Raw genomic sequence first — 24,930 nt, forward strand, 5'->3', positions numbered from 1 at the left:
GGCGTCGTGTGCCGCGCGGGCGCCGCGCGGGCGGGCCTAGGCGGCAAACAGCGCCGCGTACTGATCGGCCACGAAGCCGAGCGATTTCACGCGGCCGTTGACGACGAGCACGGGGCGCTTGATGACCGACGGCTTGTGGATCATCAGCGCAACCGCGCCGGACTTCGTTTCCGCGGCCGCCTTCATGGCGTCGTCCAGGCCGCGCCACGTCGTGCCGCGCTTGTTCACGAGCGCGTCGAGCGATACGTCCTTCAGCCAGTCTTCGACCAGCGGTGCGCTGACGCCGAGCTTCTTGAAGTCGTGGAACTCGAACTCGACGCCGTGATCGTCGAGCCACACGCGGGCCTTCTTCACGGTGTCGCAGTTCGGAATGCCGTAGACGACCACGGTGTGCGGCTTGGCCATCAGTCGCCTCGCAGCAGCTCGTTCAGGCCGACCTTCGCGCGGGTCTTCGCGTCGACCTTCTTCACGATCACCGCGCAGTACAGGCTGTGCGAGCCGTCCTTCGACGGCAGGTTGCCGGCGACGACGACCGAGCCGGCCGGGATGCGGCCGTAGCTGACTTCGCCCGTCTCGCGATCGTAGATCTTGGTGCTCTGGCCGAGGTACACGCCCATCGAGATCACCGAGTTCTCCTCGACGATCACGCCTTCGACGACTTCCGAGCGCGCGCCGATGAAGCAGTTGTCTTCGATGATGACGGGGTTCGCCTGCAGCGGCTCGAGCACGCCGCCGATGCCGACGCCGCCCGACAGGTGCACGTTCTTGCCGATCTGCGCGCACGAGCCGACCGTCGCCCACGTGTCGACCATCGTGCCTTCGTCGACGTACGCGCCGATGTTGGTGTACGACGGCATCAGCACGACGTTCTTCGCGATGAACGAGCCGCGGCGCGCGATGGCCGGCGGCACGACGCGGAAGCCGCCCGCGGCGAAGTCTTCGGCCGTGTAGTTCGCGAACTTCGACGGCACCTTGTCGTAGAACTGCGAGTAGCCGCCGGCCGGCATCGGTGCGTTGTCCTCCAGGCGGAACGACAGCAGCACGGCCTTCTTCAGCCACTGATGGACGGTCCAGTTGCCGTCGATCTTCTCGGCGACGCGCAGTGCACCCTTATCGAGTTGCTCGATCGCGTGAGCGACGGCTTCGCGGACGTCGGCGGGCGCGGCCTTCGGCGACAGCTCGGCGCGGTTTTCCCAGGCGGTATCGATGATTTGCTGAAGTTGTTGCGACATGTTCGTTTTCGCAGGAGATGAATGGAATTGATCGGATGGACGATTACCGCGCGAGAGCCCGGCAGAAATCGACGATGCGTTGCGCGCCCTCGACGCATTCGGGGGTGCCCGCGACGAGCGCGATCCGGATGAAATCGCGGCCCGGATTGGTGCCGTGCGCATCGCGCGCCAGGTACGAGCCGGGCAGAACCGTCACATTATAGTCGGCGTACAGGCGGCGGGCGAACTCGGTGTCCGACAGGCCGGTGCGCGCGACGTTGGCCCACAGGTAGAAGGCGGCGTCGGGCAGCTTTACGTCGATCACGTCGGCCAGCATCGGCGTGACCGTGCTGAACTTCTGCAGGTACAGCGCGCGGTTCTCGCGCACGTGCGCCTCGTCGTTCCACGCGGCGATGCTCGCGTGCTGCCAGACCGGCGACAGCGCGGCGCCGTGGTACGTGCGGTACAGCAGGAATTGCTTCAGCAGCGCGGCATCGCCGGCGACGAAGCCCGAGCGCATGCCCGGCACGTTCGAGCGCTTCGACAGGCTCGACAGCATCACGAGCCGCTCGAAGCCGCGGCCGAGGCGGTGCGCGGCCTCGAGGCCGCCGAGCGGCGGCGCCGCTTCGTCGAAATAGATCTCCGAATAGCACTCGTCGGACGCGATCACGAAGCCGTGGCGGTCCGACAGCGCGAACAGCTCGCGCCAGTCGTCGAGCGTCAGCACGGCGCCCGTCGGGTTGCCCGGCGAGCACACGTACAGCAGCTGGGTGCGCGCCCACACGTCATCGGGCACGGCCGCATAGTCGCACGCGAAGTTGCGGGCCGGGTCGCTGTTCGCGAAATAGGGTTCGGCACCGGCCAGCAGCGCCGCGCCTTCGTAAATTTGATAGAACGGATTCGGACAGAGTACGATCGCCTTCTTGCCGTCCGCGCGCGGGCGCGCGTCAATCACCGTCTGCGCGAGCGAGAACAGCGCCTCGCGCGAACCCGACACGGGCAGCACCTGCGTGGCCGGATCGATCGCCGGCAGCCCGTAGCGGCGCTCGAGCCAGTGCGCGATCGACGTGCGCAGCGCGTCCGAGCCGGCCGTGGCCGGGTACGACGCGAGACCGTCGAGCGCGGCCACCACGGCGTCGCGGATCAGCGCCGGCGTCGGGTGCTTGGGCTCGCCGATGCCGAAGCTGATCGGTTTCAGGTCGCCGGAAGGCGTCACGTCCTTGAACAGGGCGCGCAGCTTTTCGAAGGGATAGGGCTGGAGCGAGTCGAGTCGAGGGTTCACGGGCGAAGCGGCCATCGCGGCCGGTTGGAGCGAAAGGGGCGAAAGGGGCGGCGCGGGTGCCGCACGGCTGCGAGCGGGCGCCGACGGCGCGCGGCTCGCAGCGGACGATTATAACGTGACGCAATGCGGTCGCGGCCCGCCGGAACGGCGGCCGGGCCGGTCGAATAAAGGGTAGCGAATCAAATGAATAACGCGGTACGCGGCAGCCTGCCGACGCTGGCCATCCTGATCGGCGCGTCGGTATGGGGCCTGATCTGGTATCCGCTGCGGATTCTTGCGTCGCTCGGGCTCACCGGAACGCTGGCGAGCGCGCTGACGAGCGCGGTCGCGTTCCTGTTCGTGGTCGTCGTGCGGCACCACACGATCGCCACGCTGCGCTGGCACTGGGTGCTGCCGGGCATCGCGATCACGGCGGGCGTGACCAACCTCGGTTTCGTGTGGGGCACGATCCATGGCGAAGTGCTGCGCGTGATGCTGCTGTTCTACCTGACCCCGGCATGGACCGCGATCTACGCGCATTTCCTGCTGCGCGAGCGGCTGACCTGGGCCGGCGCGGGGCTCGCGGCGCTGTCGATCGGCGGCGCGATGCTGATGCTGTGGTCGCCGAAGCTCGGCATGCCGCTGCCGGCCAACCCGGCCGAATGGGCGGGGCTCGCGGCCGGCCTGAGTTTCGCGATGAGCAACGTGCTCGTGATCAAGGCGAGCCGCGAGCTGCCGGAGATGCGCGCCGAGATGCGCACCGCGACGCTGTTCGGCGGTGCGGCCGTGTTCGGCGCGATCGCATCGCTGTTCGAAGGCCTGCCGGCCGCGCCGGCGGGCGGCCAGCTCGGGACGGCCGCGCTGATCATCGCTGCGATCGGCGTGACGATGGCCGCCAACAACCTGCTCGTGCAATACGGGCTCGCACGCGTGCCGGCGAACCGCGCATCGATCATCATGCTGTTCGAGATCGTGATCACCGCGCTGTCGGCGTGGGTGTTCGCGAGCGAACTGCCGAGCGCGCGCGAGTGGGCGGGCGGCGCGTGCATCGTGCTGGCGACGCTGCTGTCGAGCCGGGTCCATCGTGCCGCGCCCGAATCGGGCAAACCCGGCGACGGGCGGGACGGCGCACGCGCGATGGTATGATGGAAGCCGTTTGCGGGGCCCAACGCTTGAGATGCGCGCGGCCCCGCTTTTGAATTCCGGGGCGCATCGCGCACACGGGCCGTCCGGCCCCGCGCGTCGCGGCCCCGTCCGTTTCACCTCTTCTTCACATCCGATACCGCCGTGCGTCTGAGCTCGATCAAACTCGCTGGCTTCAAATCCTTTGTCGATCCCACGCATTTCCAGGTTCCGGGCCAGCTTGTCGGCGTGGTGGGCCCGAACGGGTGCGGCAAGTCCAACATCATCGATGCCGTGCGCTGGGTGCTCGGCGAGTCGCGTGCGTCCGAGCTGCGCGGCGAGTCGATGCAGGACGTGATCTTCAACGGCTCGACCGCCCGCAAGCCCGGCAGCCGGGCCAGCGTCGAACTGATCTTCGACAACTCCGACGGCCGCGCGGCCGGGCAGTGGGGCCAGTACGGCGAGATTGCCGTGAAGCGCGTGCTGACGCGCGACGGCACCTCGAGCTACTACATCAACAACCTGCCGGCGCGCCGCCGCGACATCCAGGACATCTTCCTCGGCACGGGCCTTGGCCCCCGCGCGTACGCGATCATCGGGCAGGGCATGATCGCGCGGATCATCGAGGCGAAGCCGGAAGAGCTGCGCGTGTTCCTCGAGGAAGCCGCGGGCGTGTCGAAGTACAAGGAACGCCGCCGCGAGACCGAGAACCGCCTGCACGACACGCGCGAGAACCTGACGCGCGTCGAGGACATCGTCCGCGAGCTCGGCGCGAACCTCGAGAAGCTCGAGGCGCAGGCGGTCGTCGCGACCAAGTACAAGGAACTCGTCGCCGACGGCGAGGAGAAGCAGCGCCTGCTGTGGCTGCTGCGCAAGAACGAGGCCGCGGGCGAGCAGCAGAAGCAGCAGCGCGCGATCGAACAGGCGCAGATCGACCTCGAGGCGCAGACGGCGAAGCTGCGCGAAGTCGAATCGCAGCTCGAAACGCTACGGGTCGCGCATTACTCGGCGAGCGACGCGATGCAGGGCGCGCAGGGCGCGCTTTACGAGGCCAACGCCGAAGTGAGCCGCCTCGAGGCCGAGATCAAGTTCATCGTCGAATCGCGCAACCGCGTGCAGGCGCAGATCGCCGCGCTGAATGCGCAGCGCGAGCAATGGCGCGCGCAGGCCGAGAAGGCGCAGGACGAGCTCGAGGAAGCCGAGGAAGCGCGCGCGATGGCCGACGAGAAGGCCGCGCTCGCTGAAGACAACGCGGCCGCGAAACACGACGCGCTGCCGGCGCTCGAGGCGAAATGGCGCGATGCGCAGGCGCAGCTCAACGACGAGCGCGCGCGGATCGCCCAGACCGAACAGTCGCTGAAGCTCGAGGCCGCGCACCAGCGCAATGCCGACCAGCAGCTCCAGCAGCTTCAGCAGCGCCACGAGCGCCTGAAGTCCGAGGCGGGCGGGCTCGACGCACCGGACGAGGCGCAGCTCGAGGAACTGCGCATGCAGCTCGCCGAGCAGGAAGAAATCCTCGCCGAAGCCCAGGCACGCCTTACCGATGCGCAGGAAACGGTACCGCGCCTCGACGGCGAGCGCCGCGCGGCCCAGGAGCGCGTGCAGGCCGAAAGCGCGCAGATCCACCAGCTCGAGGCGCGGCTCGCCGCGCTCAAGCAGCTGCAGGAGAACGTGCAGACCGAAGGCAAGATCCAGCCGTGGCTCGACAAGCACGAGCTCGGCGCGCTGCCGCGTCTCTGGAAGAAGCTGCACGTCGAGGCCGGCTGGGAAGCGGCGCTCGAGGCCGTGCTGCGCGAGCGCCTGGCCGCGCTCGAGGTGTCGAATCTCGACTGGGTGAAGGCGTTCGCGACCGATGCGCCGCCCGCGAAGCTCGCGTTCTACGCGCCGCCCGTGGCCGGCGAGCCGCCGGCCGCCGCGGCCGGGCTGCGCCCGGTGCTGTCGCTCGTGCGCATCGACGATGCGGGCATCCGCGCGGTGCTGAACGACTGGCTCGGCAACGTGTACGTCGCCGACGACGTCGCGCAGGCACTCGCGACGCGCGCGCAACTGCCGGCCGGCGGTGCGTTCGTCGTCAAGGCCGGCCACATCGTCACGCGTGTCGGCGTGCAGTTGTACGCGGCCGATTCGGAGCAGGCCGGGATGCTGGCCCGCCAGCAGGAGATCGAGAACCTGACGCGCCAGGTGCGCGCGCAGGCGCTGCTCGCCGACGAGGCCCGCACGGCGGCGGTGCGCGCGGAAGCCGCGCACACGCAGGCCACGCAGGCGCTCGGCGACGTGCGCGCGCAGGCCGAACGCGCGACCCAGCGCGTGCATGCATTGCAGATGGACGTGCTGAAGCTCGCTCAGGCGCATGAACGCTACACGCAGCGCAGCACGCAGATCCGCGAGGAGTTGGAGGAAATCGGTGCGCAGATCGACGAGCAGCGCGCACTGCGCGCGGAATCGGAAGCGAACTTCGAGCGCTTCGACGGCGAACTCGCGGAACTGCAGGCGCGCTTCGAGGACAACCAGCTCGCGTTCGAGGCGCTCGACGAATCGCTGACGCAGGCGCGCCAGGAAGCGCGCGACCTCGAGCGCGGCGCGAACGACGCGCGCTTCGCCGCGCGCAACGCAGTTACGCGCATCGACGAACTGAAGCGCAGCATCCAGGTCGCGCACGAGCAGAGCGAGCGCGTCGCCGCGTCGCTGGAAGACGCGCGCGCCGAACTCGAAACGATCAACGAGCAGACCGCGCACACGGGCCTGCAGGACGCGCTCGAAATTCGCGCGGTGAAGGAAGAGGCGCTGCAGGCCGCGCGGATCGAACTCGACGACCTGACCGCGAAGCTGCGCGCATCGGACGAGCAGCGTCTCGTCGCCGAGCGTTCGCTGCAGCCGCTGCGCGACCGCATCACCGAACTGCAGCTGAAGGAGCAGGCCGCGCGCCTGGCCGTCGAGCAGTTCGCCGAGCAGCTCACGGCGGCCGAGGTCGACGAGGAAGCGCTGCGCGAGAAGCTGACGCCGGACCTGAAGCCGTCGTACCTGCAGGGCGAAGTCACGCGCCTGAACAACGCGATCAACGCGCTTGGCCCGGTCAACATGGCCGCGCTCGACGAGCTGAAGGCCGCGAGCGAGCGCAAGGTGTTCCTCGATGCGCAGTCGGCCGACCTGACCGACGCGATCACGACGCTCGAGGACGCGATCCACAAGATCGACCAGGAAACCCGCACGCTGCTGCAGGGTACCTTCGACGAGGTCAACCGTCACTTCAGCGACCTGTTCCCGCGCCTGTTCGGCGGCGGCCAGGCGAAGCTGATCATGACGGGCGACGAAATCCTCGATGCGGGCGTGCAGGTGATGGCGCAGCCGCCGGGCAAGAAGAACGCGACCATTCACCTGCTGTCGGGCGGCGAAAAGGCGCTGACCGCCACCGCACTGGTGTTCGCGATGTTCCAGCTGAACCCGGCACCGTTCTGTCTGCTCGACGAGGTCGACGCACCGCTCGATGACGCGAACACCGAGCGTTTCGCGAATCTCGTGCGCGCGATGTCCGACAAGACGCAGTTCCTCTTCATCTCGCACAACAAGATCGCGATGGAGATGGCGCAGCAACTGATCGGCGTGACGATGCAGGAGCAGGGCGTGTCGCGGATCGTCGCGGTGGACATGGAAACCGCCGCGGGTTTTGCCCAGAATTGACGTTTGAAGAAACCGGACCGCGTTCGCGCGGCGCATGGGCGCCCGTTCGCGGTTCCGACGAACAAGAATTGCTGATGGAGCGTGCATGGACGAGTTGACACTCGGTTTGATCGGCGCGGGCGCCGTCGTGGTGGGCGGCGTCGTGGTCTACAACGCGTGGCAGGGCGCTAAGGTGCGGCGCAGGATGCCGCGCCCGATGCCGGAAGAGGCGGTCGAGGCGATGAATCGCCCCGAGCGCGACGAAGAGCTGCCGTTCATCGAGCCGGTGCGCCAGCCCGTGCGCCGTGAGCCCGCGGCGCCGGCACCGGCCGCCGCCGCCGCGAGCGCGCCGGTCGAAGCCGCGCGCGTCGAGCCGACCTTCGGCGGCGTGGCGCCTGCCGACACGCCGGCCGACCTGCAGGCCGAGGCCACCGGGGTCGACACGCCGTCGGGGTCGATCGAGTCGGCCGAGCAGGCCGTCGACGAAGGGGCAGTTGCCGCCGCGCAGGAAGCGCCGGCCGCCGCCGCATCGCACGAACCGGCCGAACCCGTGCTGCCGGCCGCCACGACGATTTCGTCGGCGCCGCCCGCGATCGTCGACCGCCGGATCGACTGCATCGTGCCGATTCGCCTCGGCGCGCCGCTGCCGGGCGACAAGATCCTGCCGGCCGCGCAGCGGCTGCGCCGCGCGGGCAGCAAGCCCGTGCATATCGAAGGCAAGCCGGAGGGCGGCCAGTGGGAGCTGCTGCAGAACGGCGTGCGCTATGAAGAGCTGCGCGCGGCCGCGCAGCTCGCGAACCGCAGCGGCGCGCTGAACGAGCTCGAATTCTCCGAGTTCGTGACGGGTGTCCAGCAGTTCGCCGACGCGATCGACGGCGCACCGGAATTCCCCGACATGATGGAGACGGTCGCGATGGCGCGCGAACTCGACGGCTTTGCCGCGCAGTGCGACGCGCAGTTGTCGATCAACGTGATGTCGGACGGCGCGCCGTGGTCGGCGAACTACGTGCAGGCCGTCGCGTCCCAGGACGGGCTGCTGCTGTCGCGCGACGGCACGCGGTTCGTGAAGCTCGACGCGAAGCAGAACCCGGTGTTCATGCTGCAGTTCGGCGACACGAACTTCCTGCGCGACGACCTGACCTACAAGGGCGGCAACATGATCACGCTGGTGCTCGACGTGCCGGTCGCCGAAGAGGACATCCTGCCGTTCCGGCTGATGTGCGATTACGCGAAGTCGCTGTCCGAGCGGATCGGCGCGCGGGTCGTCGACGATTCGCGCCGGCCGCTGCCGGAATCGACGCTCGTCGCGATCGACCAGCAACTGATGAAGCTGTACGCGAAGCTCGAGGAAGCGGGCATCCCGGCCGGTTCGCCGGTCACGCGCCGTCTGTTCAGCCAGTAACGCGTTGCATGGGCGGCGGCCTGACGTGCCGTCGCCCGTCGGTCGATGCTGCCGCAGTGCACACACACCGCCTGTGTGCGCTGCGGCGGGCCTGCGCGGCACGCATCGCGCGCCCCCGTCGCGGCGTCAAACTGAGATAATCGACCATCCGATTTTTCAGAACGAATCTGCCGCCAGCATGGCCCGAACCCAAGCCGAACCGCCAGCCAGCCAGCCCGACGCGCGTGCCGCGTGGCTGCGCGACCAACTCGAGCGGGCGAATTACGCCTATTACGTGCTCGACCAGCCGGACCTGCCCGACGCCGAATACGATCGGCTGTTCGGCGAGCTGCAGCAACTCGAAACCGATCATCCCGAACTCGTGACGCCCGATTCGCCGACGCAGCGTGTCGGCGGTGAAGTGGCGAGCGGATTCACGCCGGTCGTCCATGACGCGCCGATGCTGTCGCTGAACAACGGCTTCGCCGACGAGGACATCGTCGCATTCGACAAGCGCGTCGCCGATGCGCTCGACAAGACGACCGATCTCGCCGGCTCGGTGACGGACCCGGTCGAATATGCGTGCGAGCTGAAGTTCGACGGGCTCGCGATTTCGCTGCGCTACGAGCAGGGCGTGTTCGTGCAGGCGTCGACGCGCGGCGACGGCACGACGGGCGAGGACGTGACCGAGAACGTGCGCACGATCCGCTCGATTCCGCTGAAGCTGAAGGGCAGGAACGTGCCGGCGGTGCTCGACGTGCGTGGCGAGGTGCTGATGTTCAAGCGCGATTTCGCACGCCTGAACGAACGCCAGCGCGCGGCCGAGCAGCGCGAATTCGCGAACCCGCGCAATGCGGCGGCCGGCAGCCTGCGCCAGCTCGACCCGAAGATCACCGCGCAGCGTCCACTGTCGTTCTTCGCGTACGGGATCGGCGTGCTCGACGGGATGCCGATGCCGGACACGCACAGCGCGCTGCTCGACTGGTACGAGTCGCTCGGCCTGCCGGCGAACCGCGAACGCGCGGTCGTGCACGGCGCCGACGGCCTGCTCGGCTTCTTCCGCAAGGTCGGCGAGAAGCGCGAGTCGCTGCCGTACGACATCGATGGCGTCGTCTACAAGGTGAACCGGCGCGACGAGCAGGACCGCCTCGGCTTCGTGTCGCGCGCACCGCGCTTCGCGCTCGCGCACAAGTTTCCCGCGCAGGAAGCGCTCACGAAGCTCGTCGCGATCGACGTGCAGGTCGGTCGCACGGGCGCGATCACGCCGGTCGCGCGGCTCGAACCCGTGTTCGTCGGCGGCGCGACGGTGACCAACGCGACGCTGCACAACGAGGACGAAGTGCGCCGCAAGGACATCCGGATCGGCGATACCGTGATCGTGCGGCGTGCGGGCGACGTGATCCCCGAGGTCGTCGGTGCGTTGCTCGAGCGCCGGCCGGATGACGCGGCCGAGTTCGTGATGCCGACCGAGTGTCCGGTGTGCGGTTCGAAGATCGAGCGCCTGCCGGACGAGGCGATCGCACGCTGCACGGGCGGGCTGTTCTGCCCGGCGCAGCGCAAGCAGGCGCTGTGGCACTTCGCGCAGCGCCGCGCGCTCGACATCGACGGGCTCGGCGAGAAGATCATCGATCAGCTCGTCGAACTGAATCTCGTGCGCACGCCGGCCGACCTGTTCAATCTCGGTTTCGCGACGCTCGCGGAACTCGACCGGTTCGCCGAGAAGTCCGCGCAGAATCTGCTCGACTCGCTCGAGAAGGCGAAGCACACGACGCTCGCGCGCTTCATCTACGGGCTCGGGATCCGCCATGTCGGCGAATCGACCGCGAAGGATCTCGCGAAGCACTTCGGGTCGCTGACCCCGATCATGGACGCGTCGATCGAGGAACTGCTCGAAGTGAACGACGTCGGGCCGATCGTGGCCGAGTCGCTTCACCAGTTCTTCGCGGAAGAGCACAACCGCACGGTGATCGAGCAACTGCGCGCGCCCGGCAAGGTCACGTGGCCCGAAGGCCCGCCCGCGCCGAGGGCGCCGCAGGGCGTGCTCGCCGGCAAGACGGTCGTGCTGACGGGCATGCTGCCGAACCTCACGCGCGACGCGGCGAAGGAGATGCTCGAAGCGGCCGGCGCGAAAGTCGCGGGCTCGGTATCGAAGAAGACGGATTACGTGGTCGCGGGCGCCGACGCCGGCAGCAAGCTCGCGAAGGCCGAGGAACTCGGCATCCCCGTGCTGGACGAAGACGGACTGCACCAACTCCTGGAGGGCAATACGCCATGATTCGCGAGATCCTGAAGATGGGCGATCCGCGCCTGCTCGAAATCGCCAAGCCGGTCGAGCGGTTCGACACCCCCGAACTGCACGAGATCGTCGCGGACATGTTCGAGACGATGCATCACGCGAACGGCGCGGGGCTTGCCGCGCCGCAGATCGGCGTCGGGCTGCAGATCATCATCTTCGGCTTCGGCAGCAACAACCGTTATCCGGACGCGCCACCGGTGCCAGAGACCGTGCTGATCAACCCGAAGCTCGAGTACATGCCGCCGGACATGGAAGAGGGCTGGGAAGGCTGCCTGTCGGTGCCGGGCATGCGCGGCGTCGTCAGCCGCTATGCGAAGGTGCGCTACAGCGGCTTCGACCAGTTCGGCGCGAAGCTCGACCGTGTCGCCGAAGGCTTCCATGCGCGGGTCGTCCAGCACGAATACGATCACCTGATCGGCAAGCTGTATCCGATGCGGATCACCGACTTCACGCGCTTCGGCTTCACCGAGGTGCTGTTCCCGGGGCTCGATCCGGCCGACGACGATTGATCGTTCGGTCTCCGGCAGACAAGAAAAAGCCCGCTTGCGCGGGCTTTTTCATTGCATGGCGCACGTGGTGTGCCTGCGGTCAGAACGTCTCGTCGGCCGACAGATAGCGCCATTGGCCCTGCGGCAGCGCGCCGAGCATCACGCGGCCCATGCGCACGCGCTTCAGGCCGATCACGTCGAGGCCGACCAGTTCGCACATGCGACGGATCTGGCGCTTCTTGCCTTCACGCAGCACGAAGCGGAGCTGTTCGCCGTTCTGCCAGCTCACCATCGCGGGCTTCAGCGCGACGCCGTCGAGCTCCAGGCCGTGGCGCAGCTTCGCGAGCGATTCCGCCGGGAAGTGCTGGTCGATGTCGATGAGCCGCTCGCCAAAGCGCACGCGCACCAGGTACTCCTTGTCGATGTCCGACTGCTCGCCGATCAGCTGCTTCGCGATCACGCCATTCTGCGTCAGTACGAGCAGGCCGGTGGAGTCGATGTCGAGCCGGCCGGCCGGCGCGAGCGCGTGCAGGTGCTGCGGCGAGAAGCGTACCGGCGAATGATCGCCGCTCCAGCGGTTCGCGCGCGTGATCAGCACGGCCGCCGGCTCGTAGCCGTCTTCCGCCTGGCCCGATACATAGCCGACCGGCTTGTGCAGCAGGATCGTCACCTGCGCGGCCTGCGCGGCGCTCGCGCGCTCGTCGATCTCGATCTTCTGGTCCGGGCGGACCTTGGTGCCGAGCGTGTCGATGCGTTCGCCGTCGACGAGCACCCAACCCTTTTCGATCCATTCGTCGGCTTCGCGGCGCGAGCACAGGCCGAGTTCGGACATGCGCTTCGACAGGCGCATCAGGCCCGTTTCGTCGCCGTGGTCGACGTCGGTCGTCGCGCGCTTGACCGGTTGCGCGGTCTTGACCGCACCGAACGAGCGGCGTTCGCCGTCGCGTGCGGGGCGTGCCGGGCGGTCGCCGAAGCTGCGCTTCGCGCCTTCGCCGGCTGCCTTGTCGCGATAGGACGGGCGTTTGCCTTCATCGGCGCCTGCGCGGCGCGGGCGGGCGTCGTCATCACGACGCGGCGGGCGATCGGACGACGTGCGGCGGTCGCCGAAGCTGCGTTTTGCGCCTTCGCCGGCTGCGTTGTCGCGATACGGCGCACGCGGGCCGCCTTCGCCACCCGCACGACGCGGACGTGCATCGTCGTCACGGCGGGGCGGGCGATCCGACGACGTGCGACGGTCGCCGAAACTGCGCTTTGCACCTTCACCGGACGCGTTGTCGCGATACGGCGCACGTGCGCCGCCTTCGCCACCCGCGCGACGCGGACGTGCATCGTCATCACGACGCGGCGGACGATCCGACGAGGTGCGACGGTCGCCGAAGCTGCGCTTCGCGCCTTCGCCGGATGCGTTGTCGCGATACGGTGCACGCGGGCCGCCTTCGCCACCTGCGCGACGCGGACGTGCGTCGTCGTCACGGCGGGGCGGACGATCGGACGACGTGCGGCGGTCGCCGAAACTGCTGCGTTTTGCGCCTTCGCCGGACGCGTTGTCACGATACGGCGCACGTGCGCCGCCTTCGCCACCCGCACGACGCGGACGTGCATCGTCATCGCGACGCGGCGGGCGATCCGACGACGTGCGACGATCGCCGAAGCTGCGTTTTGCGCCTTCGCCGGACGCGTTGTCGCGATACGGCGCACGTGCGCCGCCTTCGCCACCCGCGCGACGCGGACGTGCATCATCATCGCGACGCGGCGGACGATCCGACGACGTGCGACGGTCGCCGAAGCTGCGCTTAGCCCCTTCGCCGGCTGCATTGTCGCGATAAGGCGCGCGCGTGCCGCGTTCGGCACCGCCGTCACGCGGCGCACGCTTGGCCGGTGCGCGATCCGCGCCCGGGCGCTCGGCGCCTGCCGCGCCGCGAGGCTTGAACGAGCGTTCGCCGGCGGCGGCCGGCGCGGCCTTCTTCGGGCGCGCCGGCTTGTCGCCTGCGGGCGGCGCGGCGGGACGTACCGCCTTGCGGGCGACGAGGCTGCCGGAGCGGACAGGGGCGCGGGTCGGCGACGCCGGCTTCGGATTCTTGACGGTTAATTTGGTGCGCATAAACGCTGGGATTCATTCAGACTGCGATCGCGCGCAGCAATTCGGTTTCGAGCTGGATCTGCAGGCGGTTGTCGGACAGGCCGGCACCGTCGAGCAGGAAGATGTCCTCGACGCGTTCGCCGAGCGTATTGATCCGCGCCGCGTGGACGCCGACCTGATGCTCGGCCAGGACGCGCGCGATCGAATAGAGAAGGCCCGGCCGGTCGTTGGCGGACACGGACAGGATGTAGTACTGGCCGCGCTCGTCGGCCCGGAGGTCGACGCGCGGCGTGATCGGAAACGTCCGGGACAGCCGCGACAGGCGGCCCTTGGACGGCTCCGGCAGCGACGCGGTTTCGGCCAGGCGCGCCGCGAGTTGCTGTTCGACGAGATTCGCGATGTCGCGGTAGCGCACGTCGCGTTCGGTCTGCGTGACGATGAAGTTGTCGAGCGCATAGCCGTGCCGCGTCGTGCTGACGCGTGCATCGAGCACCGACAGCCCGTTGCGGTCGAAGTACGCGCAGATGCCCGCGAACAGGTCGGGGCGGTCCTTCACGTACACGAGCACTTGCAGCGCGTCGCCGATCGGCGACGGCCGCGCGCGCACGATCGCGGTCTCGGCGTTCACGTGCCGGTACAGCACGCGCGTCTGCCATGCGATGTCGGCCGCGTCGTGACGCAGGAAGAAGCCGATGTCGAGCTGATCCCACAGCGCGCGGTGCGCGTCGTCGGGCACGGTCTCGAGGCGCAGCAGCGCGAGCGCCTGCTCCTGCCGCGACTTCAGTTCCGAATGCGCGTCGGGGTTCGCGCCGCCGAGCACCGCGAGCGTGATGCGGTACAGGTCCTCGAGCAGCTTGCCCTTCCACGTGTTCCACACCTTCGGGCTCGTGCCGCGGATATCGGCGACGGTCAGCAGGTAGAGCGCGGTGAGGTAGCGCTCGTTGCCGATGACTTCGGCGAAGCGCTTGATGACTTCCGGGTCGCTCGTGTCCTGCTTCTGCGCGACCTGGCTCATCGTCAGGTGATGCTGGACGAGCCACACGATCAGCGTCGCGTCGTCGCCGGTGATCCCGTGCTCGCGGCAGAAGCGCCGCGCGTCGGCCATCCCGAGCGTCGAGTGGTCGCCGCCGCGGCCTTTCGCGATGTCGTGGAACAGCGCCGCGACGTACAGCACCCACGGGCGTTCGAAATTGCCGATCAGCTGGCTGCAGAACGGGTACTCGTGCGCATGCTCGGCCACCGCGAAGCGGCGGATGTTGCGCAACACCATCAGGATGTGCTGGTCGACCGTGTACACGTGGTACAGGTCGTGCTGCATCTGGCCGACGATGCGGCGGAAATTCAGCAGGTAGCGGCCGAGCACGCTCGTCTGGTTCATCAGCCGGAACGCATGCGTGATGCCTTCGGGCTGCTGCAGGATCTGCATGAACGTGCGGCGGTTCTGCGGATCGCGCCGCCACGTGTGGTTCATGATCTCGCGCGAGTTGTAGAGCGCGCGCAGCGTGCGGGCGGACAGGCCCTTCACGCCGCGGGTCGCTTCGTACAGCAGGAACGCTTCGAGGATCGCGTCGGGATGGCGTTCGAACACGCCGTCGTCGACGATCTCGAGCATGCCCTGCTTCTCGACGAAGCGATCGGGCGACAGCACGCGCGTGATGCCGCTCGTCGCGGGGAACAGCTGCGCCTCGATGTTCTGGATCAGGATCGTCGCCAGTTGCGTGACCGCTTTCGCGGCCCAGTAGTAGCGGCGCATCAGCTGCTCGCTCGCGCGCTTGGCCTGCGTCGGCCGGTAGCCGAAGCTCTCGGCGGCCTGCGTCTGCAGGTCGAACACGAGCATGTCCTGGCGGCGCCCGGCGATCACGTGAAGCCGCGCGCGCAGCGTCTTCAGGAATCCTTCGTTGCGGCGCAGCTCACGCGCCTCGCGATCGGTGATGAGGCCGCGCGTGTCGAGCTCGCGCCAGCTGCTGCCGAAGCCGGCCGCGCGCGCGATCCACAGGATCGTCTGCAGGTCGCGCAGCCCGCCGGGGCTCTCCTTCACGTTCGGCTCGAGGCTGTACGGCGTGTCCTGGAACTTCGCGTGGCGCTGGCGCATCTCGAGCACCTTCGCGGTGAAGAAGGCGCGCGCGTCGAGCGCCTCGTGATACCGCACGGTGAAGCGCTCGAACAGCGCGGTGCTGCCGACGATGCGGCGTGCCTCGAGCAGCGAGGTCTGCACGGTGACGTCCTGCGACGCCTCCTCGATGCATTGCTCGACCGTGCGCACGCTGCTGCCGATCTCGAGGCCGAGATCCCACGCCATCCCGATGAAGCGCTCGATCCGCGCGTCGAGCGCCGGGTCGTGCGCATCGGGCAGCAGCACCAGGATATCGACGTCGGAGTGGGGCGCGAGCTCGCCGCGCCCGTAGCCGCCGACGGCGACGAGCGCGAGCGTCGCGGGCAGCCCGCAGTCGTCCCACACGCGCTTGAGCGCATCGTCGGTGAGTTTCGACAGCGCGTGCATCAGCGATGCGACGTTCGTCGCGCTGCGAAAGCGCTCGAGCAGGTCGGCCTTGGCGGCCTTGAATTCGGCGCGCCGCGACAGCGCTGCGGGCGAGGGGGCGGCGTGAGCGCTCATGGGCGGCCGTTCAGGTCAGCAGGTGAGGGGTGGGCGGGGCGGGCGCGACGGCGCTCAGACCGCAGCGGCCGGTTGCGCGAACACCGGGCGTGCCGGCGTGCCGGCGGACACGGTCAGCACCTCGTAACCCGTTTCGGTGACGAGCACCGTGTGCTCCCATTGCGCGGACAGGCTCCGATCGCGCGTCTTGACCGTCCACTGGTCGGGCATCGTGCGGATGTCGCGCTTGCCGGCGTTGATCATCGGCTCGATCGTGAAGATCATCCCGGCCTTCAGCTCGATGCCGGTGCCCGGGCGGCCGTAGTGGACGACCTGCGGATCCTCGTGGAACACCGTGCCGATGCCGTGGCCGCAGTATTCGCGCACGACGCTGTAGCCCTGTGCTTCGGCATGCTTCTGGATCGCATAGCCGATGTCGCCGAGGTGCGCGCCGGGCTTGACCTGGTCAATGCCGAGCCACATGCACTCGTAGGTGGTCTGCACGAGGCGCTTCGCGAGGATCGAGCCTTCGCCGACGATGAACATCCGGCTGGTGTCGCCGAAGTAGCCGTTCTTGATCACGGTGATGTCGATGTTCAGCGCGTCGCCGTTCTTGATCACCTTCTCGCCGGGAATGCCGTGGCAGATCACGTCGTTGACCGAGATGCAGGTGGCCTTCGGGTACGGCGGATAGCCGGGCGGCTGGTAGTTCAGCGGCGCGGGGATCGTGCCCTGCTCGTTGAGCATGAATTCGTGACAGAGCCGGTCGAGTTCGGCGGTCGTGATGCCCGCGACGACGTGCGGCGTGATGAAGTCGAGCACTTCGCTCGCGAGACGGCAGGCGACGCGCATCTCGGCGATGTCGTGTTCGTTTTTGAGCGTAATAGCCATCGAGGTATGCCTGGAATGCGGTGAATTGACAGATTATCGCACCTTATGGCGGGCCTCGCAGCCCCTGCCGGCGGTGCCGGTGCGGGTTTTCGCGGATTGTCCGGCCGGCTGCCGCGCGGCAAGCGAAAGTGGCGGGCGACTTGAGAGCCGACAAATCGGCGTGCTATACTCTTTGGCTAAGTCGACATCCAAATGCCGAGCATGCCCCGGTGTGGGGTGGCATCGGGATGAAAGGCTTGCGGCACGGGCATTTTCGCACGTGCCGAATCGCAAGCCGGCGCAACCAGGGTGCCGGCCGCGCGGAACGCGCGGCGGTACGGCAGCCGGCTTAAGACCCAACCCTCGTGGAGAATTTACATGGCAGTCACGATGCGCCAAATGCTGGAAGCGGGTGTCCACTTCGGTCACCAGACGCGCTTCTGGAACCCGAAGATGGCTCCGTTCATTTTCGGTCACCGCAACAAGATTCACATCATCAACCTCGAAAAGACGCTGCCGATGTTCACGGACGCACAGAAGTACGTGCGCCAGCTGGCAGCGAACCGCGGCACGATCCTGTTCGTCGGCACGAAGCGTCAATCGCGTGACACGATCGCCCAGGAAGCGCAGCGCGCAGGCATGCCGTTCGTCAACGCACGCTGGCTCGGCGGCATGATGACCAACTTCAAGACGCTGAAGGTATCGATCAAGCGCCTGAAGGACATGGAAGCGGCAGTCGAGGCAGGCGAGCTCGAGAAGATGAGCAAGAAGGAAGCGCTGCTGTTCGAACGCGAAATCGCCAAGCTGCAGAAGTCGATTGGCGGCGTGAAGGACATGGGCGGCATTCCGGACGCAATCTTCGTCGTCGACGTCGGCTACCACAAGATTGCCGTCACGGAAGCGAACAAGCTGGGCGTGCCGGTCATCGCCGTGGTCGACACGAACCACTCGCCGGAAGGTGTGGACTACGTGATCCCGGGCAACGACGACTCGAGCAAGGCAGTCGCGCTGTACGCTGAAGGCGTGGCCGACGCGATCCTCGAAGGCCGTGCGAACGCGGTCAACGAAGTGGTCCAGGCAGCGCGTGGCGACGACGAGTACGTCGAGGAAAACGCGTAACTGGCCCCGAGCCGGCGCAAAAAGGGGGCTCTCAACAGGCCCCCTTTTTTTAAGCTTGTGCGCCGGACCTGATCGCGCCGAATCGGCGCGGGTCCGGAAACGATTTTCGGCCGTTCGCGTCCAAGCGGGCGGCGTTGTGAATACAGACTCAAGGAGCGAATGATGGCGGCAATTACCGCAAGCATGGTGGCAGAACTGCGCGCAAAGACCGACGCACCGATGATGGAGTGCAAGAAGGCGCTGACGGAAGCCGACGGCGACCTGGCCAAGGCTGAAGAGCTGCTGCGCGTCAAGCTCGGCAACAAGGCGAGCAAGGCGGCATCGCGCGTGACGGCAGAAGGCGTCGTCGCATCGTTCGTCGGCGGCAACGCAGGCGCGCTGGTCGAACTGAACTGCGAAACCGACTTCGTCGCGAAGAACGACGACTTCCTCGCATTCTCGAAGACGGTTGCAGAACTCGTCGCGACGCAAAACCCGGCAGACGTGGCTGCGCTGTCGGCGCTGCCGCTGGAAGGTTCGACGGTCGACGCAGTGCGTCTGGCCCTGATCGGCAAGATCGGCGAAAACGTCTCGATCCGCCGTTTCGTCCGTTTCGAAACCGCGAACAAGATCGCAACGTACCTGCACGGCGCGCGTATCGGCGTGATCGTCGAGTACACGGGTGCGGAAGAGCAGGTCGGCAAGGACGTCGCGATGCACATCGCCGCGATGAAGCCGGTCGCCCTGTCGTCGGCCGACGTGCCGGCGGAACTGATCGAGACGGAACGCCGCGTCGCCGAGCAGAAGGCTGCCGAATCGGGCAAGCCGGCTGAAATCGTCGCGAAGATGGTCGACGGCAGCGTCCAGAAGTACCTGAAGGAAGTGTCGCTGCTGAACCAGACGTTCGTGAAGAACGACAAGCAGACGATCGAGCAGATGCTGAAGGCAGCGGATTCGACCGTGCAGAAGTTCGCGCTGTTCGTCGTCGGCGAAGGCATCGAGAAGCGCCAGGACGACTTCGCCGCCGAAGTGGCCGCGCAAGTCGCAGCAGCAAAGCAGCAGTAAGCAGTCAGGCAGTATCCGCGGCGGGCGTCCGCTCCGCCGCGGCCGGCGGCGCCGCCGGCCGGCCGGGAAACCCGGTCCGGTCGCCGGCGCTTGCCCGAATCAGTATTTCGCCCCTACAGTTCGTGGTTGTCATCCTCTCGTCGCTCGGAAGCCCCTATGTCCAATGCCTATAAACGCGTCCTCCTCAAACTCTCCGGCGAAGCGCTGATGGGCGACGATGCCTTCGGCATCAATCGCGCGACGATCGAACGGATGGTGGCGGATATCGCCGAAGTCGTGGGTCTCGGTACGCAACTCGCGGTCGTGATCGGCGGCGGTAACATTTTCCGCGGTGTCGCGGGCGGTGCGGCCGGCATGGACCGCGCGACGGCCGACTACATGGGGATGCTGGCGACGATGATGAACGCGCTGGCGCTGCAGGACGCGATGCGCCACGCCGGCATCGTCGCGCGCGTGCAGTCCGCGCTGCGCATGGACCAGGTCGTCGAGCCGTACATCCGGCCGCGCGCGATCCGCCAGCTCGAGGAAGGCAAGGTCGTGATCTTCGCGGCCGGCACGGGCAACCCGTTTTTCACGACGGACACGGCAGCCGCGCTGCGCGGTTCGGAAGTGGGCGCCGAGGTCGTATTGAAGGCGACCAAGGTCGATGGCGTATATTCTGCCGATCCGAAGAAGGATCCGTCGGCCACGCGCTACACGACGATCAGCTTCGACGAGGCGATCAGCCGCAATCTGCAGGTGATGGACGCGACGGCCTTCGCGCTGTGCCGCGACCAGAAGCTGCCGATCCGCGTGTTTTCGATCAACAAGCCGGGCGCGCTCAAGCGCATCGTGCTGGGCGAGGACGAAGGTACGCTCGTCCACGTGTAAACTCCCGCGGATGCGGGCAAGCGGCGCGGGTCGCCGGCCGTGGTGCGTGGCGCACCGGGCGGGGCCCGCGTTCATTGAAGGTTGGAAGGTTCGGAGGTTGAAATGAGTGTCGCTGATGTCAAGAAGGGCGTAGAGCAGAAGATGCAGCGCTCGATCGAAGCGTTCAAGAACGATCTGGCGAAGATCCGTACGGGCCGTGCGCATACCGGTCTGCTCGATCACGTGCAGGTCGACTACTACGGTTCGATGGTGCCGATCTCGCAGGTTGCGAACCTGACGCTCGTCGACGCACGCACGATCGGCGTGCAGCCGTGGGAAAAGAACATGGTCGCGAAGGTCGAGAAGGCCATCCGCGAAGCCGATCTGGGCCTGAACCCGGCCACGTCCGGCGACCTGATCCGCGTGCCGATGCCCGCGCTGACGGAAGAGCGCCGCCGCGAGCTGACCAAGGTGGTCAAGAGCGAAGGCGAAACGGCCAAGGTCGCGATCCGCAACCTGCGCCGCGACGCGAACGAAGCGCTCAAGAAGCTCGTGAAGGACAAGGAAATCTCGGAAGACGACGAGCGCCGTGCGAGCGACGACGTGCAGAAGCTGACGGACAAGCACGTCACCGAAGTCGACAAGCTCGTGCAGAGCAAGGAAGCCGAGATCATGACGGTCTGACGACCGTCCTCGCGCGCCGCCTTCTTCCCGCATTACTGTCTCAACGGCCATGACCTATACCAGCTCTACCGTTCGCGTGCCTGACGTCGGCGTCGTGCCGCGTCATATCGCGATCATCATGGACGGCAACGGCCGTTGGGCGACCGAACGCCGCTTGCCGCGCGTCGCGGGGCACACCCGCGGCGTGGACGCCGTGCGGTCGGTGGTCGAAGGCTGCGCGCGCGCCGGCGTCGAATACCTGACGCTGTTCGCGTTCAGTTCGGAAAACTGGCGCCGGCCGAACGACGAAGTGTCGTTCCTGATGCGGCTGTTCATCACCGCGCTCGAGCGCGAGATCGGCAAGCTGCATGCGAACGGGATCCGCCTGCGGGTGGTGGGCGATCTCGAGCGTTTCGAGCCGCGCATCCGCGAACTGATCCGCCGCGCCGAAACCAAGACGGCGCGCAACACCCGCCTGACCCTGACGATCGCCGCGAACTACGGCGGCCGCTGGGACATCCTGCAGGCGACGAAGAAACTCGTCGAGCAGGCCGTGCGCGAGGGCCGCGAGGTCGAGGTGACCGAAGACGCATTCGCGCCGCACCTGGCGATGGCCTATGCGCCGGAGCCCGATCTCTTCATCCGCACCGGTGGCGAGCAGCGCGTCAGCAATTTCCTGCTGTGGCAGCTCGCGTACGCCGAATTCTATTTCACCGACAAATACTGGCCGGATTTCGACGGCGCGGCGCTGGCCGACGCGATCGCGTCGTATACCGAGCGCGAGCGCCGTTTCGGGCGCACCAGCGCGCAGCTCGAACCGCAATCGCAGAACGCCGATTCCCTTTCATGCTGAAGACCCGTGTGATCACGGCGGTCGTGATGCTGGCCGTGTTGCTGCCGGTCACGCTGTTCGCGCCGCTCGCGGCCTTCGGTGCGCTGATCGGCGTCGTGCTCGTGTTCGCCGCGTGGGAATGGGCGCGCCTGCTGAAGCTCGGCGCGGCCGGTTCGGTCGTCTATGCGATCGTCGCGGCGCTGGCGCTCGCGGCGACCGCGCCGCTCGGCGTCGAAGCCGCTTCGTCCCGTCCCCTTTTCATGGCAGCCGGCGTGTTCTGGCTGCTGGTCGGCCCGTTCTCGCTGCGGCGCAAGCCGGAACTCGCGGGCGGCGTTTGGCGGCCGTTCCTGCTCGCGGCCGGGCTCGTGGTGTTCGCGGCCTGCTGGCACGCGGTCGTCGCGGCGCGTGCGCAGGGCGTTCCGTTTGTGCTCTCGCTGCTTCTGGTCGTGTGGCTGGCCGATATCGGTGCATATTTCGCGGGCAAGGCCTTCGGAAAGCGTAAACTGGCCGTTACGATCAGTCCCGGGAAGAGCTGGGAAGGCGCGATCGGCGGCTGGCTCGCCGTGATGGTCGTCGCGGGAGCCGCGATGGTCGCGCACTGGTTCGAGCCGACCCTGTTTTCCGCATTCGCGACGCGCTACGGGATGCCCGGCGCGTGGGCCGCGCTGACGCTGCTGGTTGCGTACAGCGTGATCGGCGACCTGTTCGAGTCGCTGCTCAAGCGTCAGGCGGGCGTGAAGGATTCGAGCGGCCTGCTGCCCGGTCACGGCGGCGTGCTCGACCGCGTCGACGCGCTGCTGCCGGTGCTGCCGCTCGCAATGCTGCTGCTTGGTTAAACCACTATTTCTGTTATGCAAAAACGTCTGACACTGCTCGGTTCCACGGGCTCGATCGGAGACAGCACGCTCGACGTGGTCGCCCGCCATCCCGAGCGTTTCTCGGTCTATGCGTTGACCGCGCATCGCAATGGCGACAAGCTCGTCGAGCAGTGCCTGCGCTTTGCACCCGAAGTCGCGGTGGTCGGCGATGCGAACACGGCGGCGCACGTCGAGGCGAAGCTGCGCGCGGCGGGCAGCAAGACCACCGTACTGTATGGGCCGCAGGCGCTCGTCGACGTGTCGAACAGCGACGGCTGCGATACGGTCGTCGCGGCGATCGTCGGCGCGGCCGGTCTCGCGCCGAGCCTGGCGGCCGCGCGCGCCGGCAAGCGCATCCTGCTCGCGAACAAGGAATCGCTCGTGATGTCCGGCGCGATCTTCATGGACGCCGTGCGCGACCATGGCGCGATCCTGCTGCCGGTCGACAGCGAACACAACGCGATCTTCCAGTGCATGCCGCGCGACGAGAACGAGCACGGCGGGATCTCGAAGATCATCCTGACCGCGTCGGGCGGCCCGTTCCGCACGCGCGAGCCGGCCACGCTCGTCGACGTGACGCCGGACGAGGCCTGCAAGCACCCGAACTGGGTGATGGGCCGCAAGATTTCCGTCGATTCCGCGACGATGATGAACAAGGGCCTCGAAGTGATCGAGGCGCACTGGATCTTCGGCCTGCCGGGCGACCGGATCGACGTGCTGATCCACCCGCAGAGCGTGATCCATTCGCTCGTGTCGTACCGCGACGGCTCGGTGCTCGCGCAGCTCGGCAACCCCGACATGCGCACGCCGATCGCGCACGCGCTGGCGTTCCCGGAGCGCGTCGACGCCGGTGTCGAGCAGCTCGACCTCGCGCAGATCGCCCAGCTGTCGTTCGAGAAGCCCGACTACACGCGCTTCCCGTGCCTCGCGCTCGCGCTGAAGGCACTTGAGGAGGGCGGTATCGCGAGCGCCGCGTTGAACGCGGCGAACGAAATCGCGGTCGAAGCGTTTCTCGAGCGCCGGATCGGCTTCATGGCGATCGCGGCGACGGTCGACGCGGTGCTCAACGCACTGCCGAACCGCAACCCGAACGGGCTCGACGACGTCCTTGCGGCGGATGCCGAGGCACGCCGCCTCGCCGCCGAGATCATTTCGAAAGCGCCTGCGCCACGCGTGGAGCGCACTGTCTGAATGAGGTGCTCATGAACGTGCTGGTCGAACTGATCGCGTTTGCGGTGGCGATCGGGGTGCTGGTCGTCGTGCATGAGTACGGACATTATCGCGTCGCGCGCTGGTGCGGCGTGAAGGTGCTGCGTTTCTCGATCGGCTTCGGCCAGCCGGTCGCCCGCTGGGTCAGCCGCAGGACGGGCACCGAATGGACGCTCTCCGCGCTGCCGCTCGGCGGCTACGTGAAGATGCTCGACGAGCGCGAGCCGGGGGCGGGCGTCAAACCCGAGGAGCTCGGCCAGGCGTTCAACCGGCAATCGGTGTTCAAGCGCATCGCGATCGTCGCCGCCGGCCCGATCGCGAACTTCCTGTTGGCAATCGTCCTGTTTTCCGCCGTATTCGCAACCGGCGTGACCGAGCCGGCCGCGGTGCTCGCGCCGCCGGTCGCCGGCACGGCGGCGGCCCGCGCGGGCTTCGACGGCAGCGAGACGATCGTATCGATCCGCGACGCTCAGGGTGGCGACGCCGTGCCGGTGCGCTCGTGGTCGGACCTGCGCTGGAAGCTGCTGGCCGCCGCGTTCGATCATCGCGAGGTCGTGCTCGGCGCACGCGACGGCGGCGCGGCGACGTTCGACTTCCGCGTCGACCTGCGCAATGTTCCCGAAAGCGCGCTCGACGACGATTTCATGATGCACCTGGGCTTCGAGACCGGCGGCGGCGCGCTGTCGGTGGCGTCGGTGCAGCCCGGCAGCGCGGCCGAGCAGGCGGGCCTGAAGGCCGGCGACAAGCTGCTCGCGCTCGACGGCAAGCCCATCGGCGGCGCCACGCGCTTCATCGACGCGGTGAAGCACCATGCGGGCCAGGCGGTCGAACTGCAGATCGAGCGTGGCGGTGCCTCCCGGACGGTGTCGATCGTGCCGCACGCGCAGCGCGACGACGAAACGGGACAGCAGGTCGGCCGCATCGGCGCGGCGCTGTCGATGCACACGCCGTCGGTGGACGTGCGCTACGGGCCGATCGAGAGTCTGCAGCTCGGCGCGCACCGCACGTGGGACATCGCCGTCTACTCGCTGAGGATGTTCGGGCGGATGATCACGGGCGATGCGTCGCTGAAGAACCTGTCCGGCCCGGTGACGATTGCGGACTACGCGGGCAAGAGCGCGCGGCTCGGTCCGTCGGCCTTCCTGTCGTTCCTCGCCCTTGTCAGCATTAGCCTCGGGGTGCTGAACTTGCTGCCGATTCCCGTTTTGGACGGGGGGCATCTGTTATATTATCTGGTTGAAGCCGCGACCGGGAAAGCCGTATCGGAGCGCTGGCAGCTGATTCTGCAAAGAGCCGGGTTGATCTGCATCGTCGCGTTGTCGGCGATCGCGCTGTTCAACGACCTGGCTCGGTTAATCCATTTCTGAAGCGTCAGGCGGCGGCCAGTCGGCCGCCGCC

At 67.7% G+C, this 24,930-nt stretch carries 19 protein-coding genes; 13 read left to right on the forward strand and 6 right to left on the reverse strand.

The genetic code is table 11. The features are described 5' to 3' along the window. Positions 1 to 36 precede the first annotated feature (36 nt). From U4Y91_RS13290 to dapC, 3 genes are read right to left on the reverse strand one after another with little or no spacing between them, the layout of a single operon-like run. Entirely contained in the window at positions 37 to 405 is a 369-nt protein-coding gene (locus U4Y91_RS13290) for an ArsC family reductase (protein WP_121859337.1), read from the reverse strand. Beyond that, positions 405 to 1,232, reverse strand: a complete 828-nt coding sequence (gene dapD / locus U4Y91_RS13295; RefSeq protein WP_006478479.1) for a 2,3,4,5-tetrahydropyridine-2,6-dicarboxylate N-succinyltransferase — start codon at positions 1,230 to 1,232, stop codon at positions 405 to 407. The genes U4Y91_RS13290 and dapD overlap by 1 nt, the downstream gene beginning before the upstream one ends. Positions 1,233 to 1,275: 43 nt before the next feature. Further along, positions 1,276 to 2,508 (reverse strand): succinyldiaminopimelate transaminase, encoded by a 1,233-nt coding sequence (gene dapC, locus U4Y91_RS13300; protein ID WP_321805427.1) that lies wholly within the window; start codon positions 2,506 to 2,508, stop codon positions 1,276 to 1,278. A gap of 168 nt (positions 2,509 to 2,676) precedes the next feature. On the opposite strand from dapC, the gene U4Y91_RS13305 reads away from it, so the two are divergent. From U4Y91_RS13305 to def, 5 genes are all read left to right on the forward strand, one after another. Beyond that, on the forward strand, positions 2,677 to 3,618 hold the full coding sequence (locus tag U4Y91_RS13305; RefSeq protein ID WP_321805428.1) for a DMT family transporter: 942 nt from the start codon (positions 2,677 to 2,679) through the stop codon (positions 3,616 to 3,618). A 141-nt stretch (positions 3,619 to 3,759) separates the two neighbouring features. Continuing rightward, positions 3,760 to 7,272 (forward strand): chromosome segregation protein SMC, encoded by a 3,513-nt coding sequence (gene smc / locus U4Y91_RS13310; protein ID WP_321805429.1) that lies wholly within the window; start codon positions 3,760 to 3,762, stop codon positions 7,270 to 7,272. A gap of 85 nt (positions 7,273 to 7,357) precedes the next feature. Continuing rightward, positions 7,358 to 8,653: a cell division protein ZipA C-terminal FtsZ-binding domain-containing protein gene (locus U4Y91_RS13315; protein WP_321805430.1), complete on the forward strand. Its 1,296-nt coding sequence runs from the start codon at positions 7,358 to 7,360 to the stop codon at positions 8,651 to 8,653. A 178-nt stretch (positions 8,654 to 8,831) separates the two neighbouring features. Beyond that, positions 8,832 to 10,907, forward strand: a complete 2,076-nt coding sequence (gene ligA, locus U4Y91_RS13320; RefSeq protein ID WP_321805431.1) for an NAD-dependent DNA ligase LigA — start codon at positions 8,832 to 8,834, stop codon at positions 10,905 to 10,907. Next, positions 10,904 to 11,437 (forward strand): peptide deformylase, encoded by a 534-nt coding sequence (gene def, locus U4Y91_RS13325; protein ID WP_321805432.1) that lies wholly within the window; start codon positions 10,904 to 10,906, stop codon positions 11,435 to 11,437. Before ligA ends, def begins: the two co-directional genes overlap by 4 nt. 79 nt (positions 11,438 to 11,516) lie before the next feature. Here the strand turns inward: def and U4Y91_RS13330 are convergent, their stop codons facing one another. The 3 genes from U4Y91_RS13330 to map are packed head-to-tail and all read right to left on the reverse strand — an operon-like array spanning position 11,517 to position 16,980. Further along, positions 11,517 to 13,517 carry a pseudouridine synthase gene (locus U4Y91_RS13330; protein WP_321805433.1) on the reverse strand — a complete coding sequence of 667 codons (2,001 nt, stop codon included), beginning with the start codon at positions 13,515 to 13,517 and terminating at the stop codon, positions 11,517 to 11,519. Positions 13,518 to 13,533: 16 nt separating this feature from the next. Next, complete coding sequence (locus U4Y91_RS13335; protein ID WP_321805434.1) at positions 13,534 to 16,110, reverse strand: [protein-PII] uridylyltransferase; 2,577 nt, start codon at positions 16,108 to 16,110, stop codon at positions 13,534 to 13,536. A gap of 54 nt (positions 16,111 to 16,164) precedes the next feature. Further along, the gene (map, locus tag U4Y91_RS13340; RefSeq protein ID WP_021159103.1) at positions 16,165 to 16,980 is read right to left on the reverse strand and encodes a type I methionyl aminopeptidase; all 816 of its coding nucleotides are present in this window, start codon (positions 16,978 to 16,980) and stop codon (positions 16,165 to 16,167) included. A 357-nt stretch (positions 16,981 to 17,337) separates the two neighbouring features. Between map and rpsB the strand changes: the two genes are divergently transcribed. The 8 genes from rpsB (at position 17,338) to rseP (ending at position 24,899) form a co-directional block, all read left to right on the forward strand. Continuing rightward, on the forward strand, positions 17,338 to 18,078 hold the full coding sequence (gene rpsB / locus U4Y91_RS13345; protein WP_006752149.1) for a 30S ribosomal protein S2: 741 nt from the start codon (positions 17,338 to 17,340) through the stop codon (positions 18,076 to 18,078). A 162-nt stretch (positions 18,079 to 18,240) separates the two neighbouring features. Next, a complete protein-coding gene (gene tsf, locus U4Y91_RS13350; protein WP_014896733.1) occupies positions 18,241 to 19,122 on the forward strand; it encodes a translation elongation factor Ts in 882 nt (293 codons plus the stop codon). A 156-nt stretch (positions 19,123 to 19,278) separates the two neighbouring features. Next, the gene (gene pyrH / locus U4Y91_RS13355; RefSeq protein ID WP_011885142.1) at positions 19,279 to 19,992 is read left to right on the forward strand and encodes a UMP kinase; all 714 of its coding nucleotides are present in this window, start codon (positions 19,279 to 19,281) and stop codon (positions 19,990 to 19,992) included. A 102-nt stretch (positions 19,993 to 20,094) separates the two neighbouring features. Then, a complete protein-coding gene (gene frr / locus U4Y91_RS13360; protein ID WP_321805435.1) occupies positions 20,095 to 20,655 on the forward strand; it encodes a ribosome recycling factor in 561 nt (186 codons plus the stop codon). 49 nt (positions 20,656 to 20,704) lie between these two features. Further along, positions 20,705 to 21,487 carry a polyprenyl diphosphate synthase gene (gene uppS / locus U4Y91_RS13365; RefSeq protein ID WP_321805436.1) on the forward strand — a complete coding sequence of 261 codons (783 nt, stop codon included), beginning with the start codon at positions 20,705 to 20,707 and terminating at the stop codon, positions 21,485 to 21,487. Next, positions 21,481 to 22,302 carry a phosphatidate cytidylyltransferase gene (locus U4Y91_RS13370; RefSeq protein ID WP_321805437.1) on the forward strand — a complete coding sequence of 274 codons (822 nt, stop codon included), beginning with the start codon at positions 21,481 to 21,483 and terminating at the stop codon, positions 22,300 to 22,302. Before uppS ends, U4Y91_RS13370 begins: the two co-directional genes overlap by 7 nt. Positions 22,303 to 22,317: 15 nt before the next feature. Further along, a complete protein-coding gene (locus tag U4Y91_RS13375) occupies positions 22,318 to 23,514 on the forward strand; it encodes a 1-deoxy-D-xylulose-5-phosphate reductoisomerase (protein WP_321805438.1) in 1,197 nt (398 codons plus the stop codon). A gap of 11 nt (positions 23,515 to 23,525) precedes the next feature. Next, positions 23,526 to 24,899 (forward strand): RIP metalloprotease RseP, encoded by a 1,374-nt coding sequence (gene rseP / locus U4Y91_RS13380; RefSeq protein ID WP_321805439.1) that lies wholly within the window; start codon positions 23,526 to 23,528, stop codon positions 24,897 to 24,899. Positions 24,900 to 24,930 lie beyond the last annotated feature (31 nt).

The organism is Burkholderia sp. BCC1993 (genome assembly GCF_905339865.1).
Classification (GTDB): Bacteria; Pseudomonadota; Gammaproteobacteria; order Burkholderiales; family Burkholderiaceae; genus Burkholderia.